The sequence below is a fragment of the Pseudomonas sp. P5_B2 genome, from assembly GCF_056400445.1.
Map to the genome: position 1 here is coordinate 1 of NZ_JBFULH010000828.1, position 1,552 is coordinate 1,552.

Below are 1,552 nucleotides of genomic sequence, written 5' to 3' on the forward strand. Positions count from 1 at the left end.
GGGTCGAACACCACCTGGGCCAGACCGTCACGATCACGGATATCGAGGAAAATCACCCCGCCGTGGTCACGGCGACGGTGAACCCAACCGCAAAGAGTAATTTCCTGGCCTTCCAGGCTTTCGTTCAGTTGGCCGCAATAATGGCTGCGCATCATGGTAGTGGTTTCACTTCTCGTAATCGAAATTCGGTTGGAGCCCTGCACACCCTGCCCTTAATAAAGGAGCCTAATGATGCAAGCGCTCACGCGTGTGGTTCAACTCAGGCCCTGGACCCTAGTCAGCTTTGTCACCGCCGGCCAGGTTCTTCTTCGAGCCGGTCTTGAAATCGGTTTCGTACCAGCCAGTGCCGCTAAGGCGGAAGCCTGGCATGGATAGCATCTTTTTAAGCTCTGGCGCCTGGCAGGCAGGGCAGTCGACCAGCGGTGCTGCGCTGATCTTTTGAATGGCTTCCAACTGATGACCACAGGAAGCACATTGATAGTCGTACATCGGCATGGGGGTTGTCTCGGCGATCAGATTGCTACCGCACACGCTGGGTTTTGCGGCAAAGAGCGGGATTATATCCATTAAATGCAGCCTGTGCAGCCGTAAGACTGCACAGACTGACACTCAATCCAATCCGGCGCCGCCGCTAGGGCATCGCAATGCAGCCCCCTTCCYTCAAGCTGCGTACGACGCAGACAACCCGTACCAGCCCGGTGAAGTTCTTGACCCCGCCGTGACGCAACTGCACTTCGCGATCCACGTGGGACAGCAGCGCACTGACAGAACAGCAATTGACCTTGGCCATGTCGCCCAAAATATCCCAGTAGACCTGCTCAAGCCGCAAGCAGGTCGCAAAACCGTTCAAACGCACCGATCGGGATAGAGGCCGAGCCAGCCCCATATCAAATTCACTGACGAACGGATCAACCTTTATATCCCCGGCCGGGCCGAGGCTCCCTTCGCCCAGCCTGTCTTGGTAAACCATATCGCTGACACTCCTTTGCCATCCTTGCCTTCATAAGAGCTACATCTGTTGCCTTATAAAAGCGCAGGCACAAAGGTATATCCAGATGACTTTATGACCATCCACGTAGGATAAGCCAACAGTTAAAGGAGGATCATGGAGACCGTCCTAGTCCGGCCATTTTCCTACGCACTCAGGCGTGCTTTACCCCACGTCAATGAGACTTGATGAAGTAAAAAACCCAGACAGCGGCCAAACCCAAATAGAACGCGATGGCCTGTGACAAATCGAGCACCAGAGCACCATCGGACCGCCTGATTTGAGTAGCCGCAGGCTTTGCTGTTAAATAGGCAGTGTGTCGCTACCGCCTATTTTTCCGGGCGCTGCGCATAGGCTGATACCGGATACGTGCCCAACGCCTCTTATTGTCCTGAAGCGAACCGTGCTCGATCAGCTCTTCCTTGTGATCCGTCTTAATGCGAGTTAATCAAAATGTTGAAAATCGTCCACCTGCTAACGGGCGCAGCCGCCCTGCTGCTGTCCTTCATCCCCAGCCTGCAAGCTGAAGCGGTCCCTTACCTGCAACAACCCGACGCGCTGTAC

4 protein-coding genes are annotated in these 1,552 nt (G+C 54.9%); 1 reads left to right on the forward strand and 3 read right to left on the reverse strand.

Annotated features, from left to right (window positions below):
- The 3 genes from AC1DRJ_RS27180 to AC1DRJ_RS27190 all read right to left on the reverse strand — a co-directional run.
- A partial coding sequence (locus tag AC1DRJ_RS27180) for an OB-fold nucleic acid binding domain-containing protein (RefSeq protein WP_477804868.1) occupies nt 1-155 on the reverse strand: 155 nt, incomplete at its 3' end.
- Nucleotides 156-273: 118 nt separating this feature from the next.
- On the reverse strand, nt 274-495 hold the full coding sequence (locus AC1DRJ_RS27185; protein WP_010457489.1) for an FmdB family zinc ribbon protein: 222 nt from the start codon (nt 493-495) through the stop codon (nt 274-276).
- Nucleotides 496-631: 136 nt separating this feature from the next.
- Complete coding sequence (locus tag AC1DRJ_RS27190) at nt 632-970, reverse strand: ribbon-helix-helix domain-containing protein (protein WP_477804867.1); 339 nt, start codon at nt 968-970, stop codon at nt 632-634.
- A gap of 471 nt (nt 971-1,441) precedes the next feature.
- Here AC1DRJ_RS27190 and AC1DRJ_RS27195 point away from each other — a divergent pair.
- Nucleotides 1,442-1,552: cold shock domain-containing protein membrane protein (locus AC1DRJ_RS27195; RefSeq protein ID WP_477804869.1), on the forward strand; the 111-nt coding region annotated here is incomplete at its 3' end.